10 protein-coding genes are annotated in these 7069 nt (G+C 70.2%); all 10 read right to left on the bottom strand.

The window, feature by feature from the left end; all coding sequences use genetic code 11:
- A partial coding sequence (locus QRT04_RS17155) for a hypothetical protein (protein WP_289456976.1) occupies positions 1 to 192 on the bottom strand: 192 nt, incomplete at its 3' end.
- A 296-nt stretch (positions 193 to 488) separates the two neighbouring features.
- Entirely contained in the window at positions 489 to 1136 is a 648-nt protein-coding gene (locus tag QRT04_RS17150) for a hypothetical protein (protein ID WP_289456974.1), read from the bottom strand.
- Between the two features lie 121 nt (positions 1137 to 1257).
- On the bottom strand, positions 1258 to 2511 hold the full coding sequence (locus QRT04_RS17145) for a hypothetical protein (protein ID WP_289456973.1): 1254 nt from the start codon (positions 2509 to 2511) through the stop codon (positions 1258 to 1260).
- Between the two features lie 142 nt (positions 2512 to 2653).
- On the bottom strand, positions 2654 to 3280 hold the full coding sequence (locus tag QRT04_RS17140) for a hypothetical protein (protein ID WP_289456972.1): 627 nt from the start codon (positions 3278 to 3280) through the stop codon (positions 2654 to 2656).
- Positions 3281 to 3545: 265 nt separating this feature from the next.
- Complete coding sequence (locus QRT04_RS17135) at positions 3546 to 3824, bottom strand: hypothetical protein (protein WP_289456971.1); 279 nt, start codon at positions 3822 to 3824, stop codon at positions 3546 to 3548.
- Entirely contained in the window at positions 3821 to 5740 is a 1920-nt protein-coding gene (locus QRT04_RS17130) for a hypothetical protein (RefSeq protein ID WP_289456970.1), read from the bottom strand. The genes QRT04_RS17135 and QRT04_RS17130 overlap by 4 nt, the downstream gene beginning before the upstream one ends.
- 150 nt (positions 5741 to 5890) lie before the next feature.
- Positions 5891 to 6058: a hypothetical protein gene (locus QRT04_RS17125; protein ID WP_289456969.1), complete on the bottom strand. Its 168-nt coding sequence runs from the start codon at positions 6056 to 6058 to the stop codon at positions 5891 to 5893.
- Positions 6059 to 6414: 356 nt separating this feature from the next.
- Positions 6415 to 6570 carry a hypothetical protein gene (locus QRT04_RS17120; RefSeq protein WP_289456967.1) on the bottom strand — a complete coding sequence of 52 codons (156 nt, stop codon included), beginning with the start codon at positions 6568 to 6570 and terminating at the stop codon, positions 6415 to 6417.
- Positions 6567 to 6731: a hypothetical protein gene (locus tag QRT04_RS17115; protein ID WP_289456966.1), complete on the bottom strand. Its 165-nt coding sequence runs from the start codon at positions 6729 to 6731 to the stop codon at positions 6567 to 6569. Before QRT04_RS17115 ends, QRT04_RS17120 begins: the two co-directional genes overlap by 4 nt.
- A gap of 107 nt (positions 6732 to 6838) precedes the next feature.
- Positions 6839 to 7069 (bottom strand): hypothetical protein (locus QRT04_RS17110; protein WP_289456964.1); only part of this gene is annotated, 231 nt, incomplete at its 5' end.

The raw sequence follows: 7069 nt of genomic DNA, 5'->3' as shown, positions 1-7069 counted from the left end.
CACCGCGGGACGCCCGGAGTTGTCCGCCGGGACGCGGAGCACCGACAGGTCGGCCTCCGGGCTGAGCACGCGCAGCTCGAAGTAGTCGTACGCGACGGCCTCGCCACGCTCGTTGTTGAAGGAACCGACGTTGCGGTCCACACGGAGGGCCGTGCCCTCGACGATGCCGTACTCGATCTTCTGCGCAGCCATGCCGCACCTGCTTCCGGTAGTCGATGTTCCGGCCTGCCAGCCGGTCCGTTGCCTTGCAGGGAGAGTCCTACCAGCCGTGACGCGCACCACAGCACGAGAACCGGACACAGGCGCGACGGTTCAGCCGATCGGCCTAGTTCACCGGCACAACTAAACGGCCCGCAGGGGAGCCCGCCGAGTTATGGGACAGAGAACAAGCCCCCTGCCCCGGCGGGTCGCCCTAACCAGCCCAAGACGCCCTGCAGGGGCGCGACGCCCCTGCACCCCCGCTGCCGCGGCCCTGACGGGCCTTGCCCTCAGCCTCGACGCTTGCGGGCCTTGACCGTGGTCGGGGTGCTGCCGTCCTCCCAGCTCGTCGGCGCGTTCGCGGGTGCCTCCTTGCCGAACCAGCTCCACACAGCCGCAGGGGTGATCTCGCCCTGGCCGCGGCGCTCACGGCACACGTAGTCGGGCTGCGCGAACCCGTTCTGATTGCGGCACAGCTCGCCCGGAGCTGCGTCGCACAGGGCGCACGGGAGCTTCCAGGAGTCCTCGAGGCTCAGCGGGTCGGGCCGCAGCTCGAGCGGCACGTCCACCGCCGGGGCCGCGACCGGCGCCGACGGCTGCACGTCCTCGAGCTGCTTCGCCGGGACAACCGCGGTTGCCGGGCACAGCCGCGCGTAGTTCATCGACTCGCGCAGCAGCTGCTCCGCGCGGTCGCCGTAGACCTTGGAGGCGCCCTGCTTCGAGATCCCCAGCAGCTCGCCCAGCTCAGGCCAGCTCGAGCCCGTGATGCGCAGCTCCGCGACGAGCGCGGCGCGTGCCTCGCGGAGATCTTCCTCGAGGTAGCGCAGCTGCTCGAGGGCCGCTCGCCGGTCGCCGTGGTCGGACCGCTCGAGCGCGGCCGCCGAGTGCGACCGAGCGCGCGAAAGCCAGTGTCCGGAGTGGGTCATCGGGTCATGCATGGTTGTCTCCCTCGTCGTGGTCCGGGCCTTGCAGGCCCTAGCCTAGACAACCCAGGTTGTCCAAACCGGACAACCGCGGTTGTCGTGAGGGTGATAACGGCAGTCAAGCGCCGGCGGTGACTCAGTGGAGCCGCGCGAGCACCCGACGCCCGTCCGGCCCGACGCCGGACGGGATGACCCAGGGACGCCGCAGCTCGAGGAACCGCGCGAGATCGCGCGCCAGCTGCACGCCGTCGTTGACGACGACCGTGCCGCCGGACAGCCCGCCGCCGGAGGCGCCGAGGGAACGCAGCGGGTGGCGCCGGATCGCCAGCCCGTACCGGGCGGCCTGCTCGGCGTGCCGCGCAGCTCGAGCACGGTGCACGTGCCGCAGGACGCGCCGCAGCTGCACGTAGTCCTCCTTCGGCACGTCCAGCTCGACGACCCCCGGCCGCAGGCCCCAGTAGCCCCAGAACCGGCCCGGACCGGCGTCCTGTGCCCGCCAGATCGCGGGCACGACGTGCTGGTACTCCTTGCCGTCGGTCGTCTTGGCAGAGTGCCCGAGGAAGTAAGTCGCGATGCGCCGCGGGTCGGAGAACCGCGTGCCGGAGTAGTCGATGCCGGTACCGGCAGCGACGTGCCGGTCGTACTCACCCATGTCGATGTAGGCGAAAGCGTCGCGCTCGCTCAGCGAGTCGAGCACCACGTCAGCCCAGGTACGCGACAGCCAGTCCTCGAACGCGACACCACCGACGAGCGCGGGGAAGCGCATCAGGGCGTGCACGTGCGGGGCGCCCCGGCGCTGAAACTCGAGCTTCCAGAGCCCCACCCAGGCGATGCCCGCGTGCCGGAACCGCAGCCGCAGCCGCTCGAGCAGGTACTTCAGGCGCGCGCCGGTCGGGGTGACGATCTCCCACCAGCCGGGCAGCGTCAGGGTCACCATGCCGAGGGTCCCGTCGGTCCACTCGGAGAAGTCGAGCGTCGGGACGGTACGGAACATCCGGGAACGGGACTTGGCCGACCAGTGCGTGACCGCGCGGCGCGTCGACGCGACGCCCTCGAGCTCGAGCTGAACGGGCGCGGACAGCTCGGGGGACGCGAAGCCCTCGACGAGCTGGGAGGCGTCGAGCCCGTCGCCCTGGTCCATGCGGCCGACCTGCACCACTCGAAGCTGCGCCGTCCCGGGGGAGACCGCCAGCCGGAACGTCAGCTGTGCGCTGTACGGGTCGGCGGCAGCCTCGAGCGCCAGCCCGTCACGCACGGCCAGCACGGCACGCTTGACGTCGAGCAACCCGAGTTGTCTACGGGGTGCAGCTCGCTCGACCAGCTCGCGGAACGCGAGGTACGCGTCAAGGTCGCGCGGCGTGTCCTGGCCCGTGTGGGCGGGACGTGTCACGATGTGCAACGGGGCTCCCTACAGCCTCTCGGAACGGGCCAGGTGGTGAGATACCTGGCCCGTTCGTCTGTCTAGCGCCGGTGACCCCGACCAGGGGGGAGGCGCGCCGTTCTAGCCCGGTCCCGCGGACCGGAGGCAGCTGCTACGCGGTCAGTCGCTGCCGCGGCGGCGGGGGACGCCAGCCGGGAATCGGCGGCAGATCGAGCGCCGCGTGCCGCTCCGGGGTGCACGCCTCGCGACGAGTGGTGCCACCGCAGTCCACGCACGCACCACCGGTCGGCGGGTGCCCGATCCGCGGAGTGTCGGCGTGCGTGTCGTAGGCGCCCCAGCCGGACAGCCTCGTGGGCAGGAACACCCGCCGCTTGAGGACCTTCTCCGGGGTGCCATCGACCGGGATAGACGTGGTGTCGAGGACGCCGCACAGGATCGTGACGGGCCGGGGCCAGAACTCCCCGGCGACCTTCCGCTTGCCCAGCGCGTGCACGCCGACGACGGCCTGAGTGACCTCACGCACGCGCACGTCAGCTCGAGCGAACGCGGGAGCCGTCCAGCGCAGCGTGACCCCCGAGTGCCGCAGCGTCTGGAGGAACACGTCGAACTCGCGCGGGATCAGCATCGAGTCGCGCGAGCTGAACACGACCGCGATCTCGTCGATCAGGACCGTGCAGTCGCGCAGCTCGAGCAGGTGCCGAAGGGAGCGGATCTCCTTGGACTCGCCGTGCTCGGACTTGATCGGCACCGTCGAGTAGACCTCGCGGCCGCGCTTCATGTCCTGGATCGCACACGAGACGGCAACCAGGGTTTTCCCGACGCCGTTCGCGCCCGTGAACCCCACGATGGGGCAGCCCTCGATCACGGGAGGTCCGTCCCATCGGGAGCGGTCGTGGGTGCGGGTCCCCGCCGGGGTCCTGCGGAACCCCGGCGGGAACCCACCGCATTCCACGTGACGCGCGCCGCGACGACGACCGCCACCACCACGACGACCAGGAGCGCCAGGAACACAACCAGAGCGACGACGACAGCCAGCAGGGCGCTCACACGCCACCACCTCCCACAGTGATGAACGACAGGACGATGCGAGTGCCCTGGACACCGAGGGAGATGACCCAGAACACGAGGATGACGCCGAGAGCCATCGAGAGCTGGTCGAACGGCACGAGCGGCGAGAAGTAGCCGACGTGGGACATGACCGTGGTCACCTGGCCGGGCACCGAGTTGAGGAAGTTCTGCGTCGACTGGTCAAGCGCCGGGATCCAGGCGAGCATCGCCGCCAGGGTGTGCAAGAACCAGTTGCAGATCGCTGACGTGATCACTTGACCGGCTCCGCTGCCTCGACACGAATGGTCTTGAGGACCATGCGGACCCCGCCGACGGCGGCGCCCAGGATGAACGCGACGCCGATGATGCCGCGGATGGTGTGCACCCCGTCGGACTGCCACCAGCCGTCGCAGGTCGTCACCACGAAGTGCTGCGGGGAGTAGTCGGTGCCGCCGTAGCTGACGGGCAACGACGTGTCCACGAGCGGCCCGCACGACTGGCTCGGCGGCAGGAACATCGACGGGGTGAGGGTGCCGAAGAACCCGCCGATGCTGCCCAAGCTGGTGGCGTTCCACGCGTTGCGCACGCTGTCGGTGTCCAAGGCGCCCTGCGGGACGAACTCGTGCTCGAGGCCGCAGGTGATCGACTTGTAGTACCACCACGGGTTGACCAGCGAGGACCACGCGAACGGCGGGGGACAGTCCGGGTCCTGCGGGATGTTCGGGTCCGGGTTCGGGTTCGGGTTGGGATCCGTCGGGGCGTCGGTCAGCGGGTCGCCGGTCTTGGGGTTGCTGTAGACCTTGGTGTCGATGTGCGCGTACATCGAGCACTCGGTGAGCGCGAGCTCGTGCGGGCCGTACATGCACCGGTACCGGTCGCCCGTGTCGGCCGGGGCGTTGCTCGTGCCGTGGTTGGTCTTGTTCCACCAGTCGAGGCACTTCGTCGGGTCCGACAGACACGACAGGTAGGTCGAGTCGTTCGGCGCCTTCTGACGCTCGAGCTGCAACTCACACGTGCCGGCGGCGCAGTCGGGGTACGCCTGCTTGGTCGTGCCGACCTCGGTCGGGAGCACCCACTTGTAGACCAGGCGCGTCGTGCCGTCCGACAGGTTCAGCTCGTCGATCTGGAACGACGACGGACCGGACGCGCACGGAGCGGCGGGGAACTGCGGCCAAGCACCCGCGTCGCCCTCGTGGAACGTCGCGGAGGTGACCATGCCCGAGCCGCCACCGATGCAGGAGTACGTGTTGACCCACTGCCGCGCGGGGTGCGGGTCGACGTCCGGCGGGCGCATCGGGTCGCCCTTGGGGTAGTAGGTCGCGATCAGCGTCGGACCCTGGAAGAGCTGCAGGCGAGGCATCTTCGACGTGGAGCCACCCGAGACCGTAACCGGGTTCTCCTTCGGAAGAGAGCCCGCCGTGCACGAGTTCGGCCACCACTGCGTGGAGTTCGCCAGGTTCGGAATCGACGGCGCGACGAAGCCCGTACCGAGGCCGAGCGAGTTCATGTTGGCGGGCATGACGACCGTCGCGCTGCCACCCTGCGGCGCGACCCGACCGTTGCAGACGTCGGCCCGGCTCGCGGTGTACCCGTAGGAGACCTTGAAGCCGACGAGGCCCGACGCGCCGAAGTTCGGCGTCGACATCGAGCCGTCCTCAATGTCGATCGTGAGGCCGCTCACGCCCGTGCCCGCCGTCGCGGAGTAGACCGGCGGGTTGTCCCAGCCCGGATGCTGCAGCGGCGTGACCTCGGAGTCCGCCACGTGAGTCTGCGACTTGCCGATGCTGCACCCGACCCCGTTGAACGCAGCCATGACGTCGCACACGAAGTTGCCCGTCGTCGGCAGCCCGAGCACCTTCGAGGTCTCGGTGCCGATGCTCGTGCCGATGAGCAGGCCACCGAACGCCGTACCGGCCACGGTGCCCGCGGTCATGCCGACCGCCTCGGCCGCGGGCCCAGCCGTCGCCAGTTCGGGCACAAGAGCTGGGTTCTCAGCGATGAACGTGTTAGCCGCAGCTCCGGTCAGCGAGACGCCCGTGGACGACGAGATCGCGCCAGCGGGATAGGTCAGGGGCGGCAACGGTCCGGCGAGCGCAGCAGCAGGACCGGCGGCAGGGTCGAGCACGATGCCCGACACGACCACCAGCCCGGCGGCGATGCCGCCTCGAGCCACGCGCTTCCAGCGCTTCACGAGTACCGTCCAAGGTTCGAGCTGTGCCACGCGGACAACCCGCGTTGCCTGGTGAGAGAGCCGCGAGGGCGGTCCCCGGTCGCTCCATGACCGAGGACCGCCCTCGTTGTTCCGGGCCGCGACGCGTCACCCGGAGAGTCCTTCACAGGCTCAGCGCGAGAGGCCGAACTTGTGCAGCACGCCGATGAAGACCGACAGGCCGACGAGCGCACCGAAGATCGGCACGACGACGGGCAGAGCCGAGGTCAGGGCGTTGCTGATGGACGTGCCGAGGCTCGCGAACGCCGTCGCGTAGTCGATCGTGATCGCACCAGTCATTGAGTTTTGTCACCCCCTTCCCCGGGAGAGCAGATAGGCCGTCATCACCATGGCCAGGGCCGCGCCGTAGCCCATGGCGAAGAACGAGAGCAGCTCGGCGAACACGTCAGACACCGCCGACGCGGGAGATGACCGAGCGGAACAGCAGGACCCCGAGGAACACGGCGTGCGCCGTGATCCAGGGCGCGAGCAGACCGGCGCTCACCGGGCGTCACCCACCGTCGCAACGGCCGCGGTGACCTCACGGGCGAACCCGCGGCCGACGATGACGTGCCCGAGCCAGGTGACCCCGGCACCAGCTGCGAGGGCCGCGAGGCCCCCTACGCCGAGGGCGAGCAGACCGGCCATGACGACGTTCACCGGCCCAGGACCAGCGCGAGGCACGCGCCGCAGATCATCCCGGCGACCCAGCCCAGCAGGGCCACGACGACGCGGGTGTTGGGATCCTGCACGACGTAGCGCAGCAGGTCCGGCGACGCGATCACCGGCCGGACGATCTCGGCGGCGATCACGACGCAACCTCGAGCACCGAGCGAACCCGGCGTGCGGCTGCCTGGCGCTCGGCCGACTCGCGCAGCTCCTGCATGACGCCCGAGCGCATCAGCGCCTCAGCCGCGAGATCGCAGCTCACGAGCAGCGCCTTCTTGGCATCCGGGTGAATCGTGGGCTCCACGCCCACTGTGTCCTGCGACACTTCGCACCAGCCCTTCCCCGCAGTCGATGTGCGGAGTTGCGGACAGCGGCCCGTGATCCCTGCCAGGACACGGGCCGCGCCCTTTGTCAGACGGTCGCGGCGACCTGGATCGCGAGGGCCGTGGCCTTGACGTTGCCGCCCGCCGAGCGGAACTCGACGCGCGCGCGGATCTCGTCGCCCTGGTCGGGCAGCGGCACCGCGGGACGCCCGGAGTTGTCCGCCGGGACGCGGAGCACCGACAGGTCGGCCTCCGGGCTGAGCACGCGCAGCTCGAAGTAGTCGTACGCGACGGCCTCGCCACGCTCGTTGTTGAAGGA

Origin of the sequence: Cellulomonas alba, from assembly GCF_030362835.1 — a bacterium.
GTDB classification, from domain to species: Bacteria; Actinomycetota; Actinomycetes; order Actinomycetales; family Cellulomonadaceae; genus Cellulomonas; species Cellulomonas alba.
The sequence above is the reverse complement of the archived record's forward strand: the minus strand, read 5'-3'. Positions and strand labels throughout refer to the sequence as shown.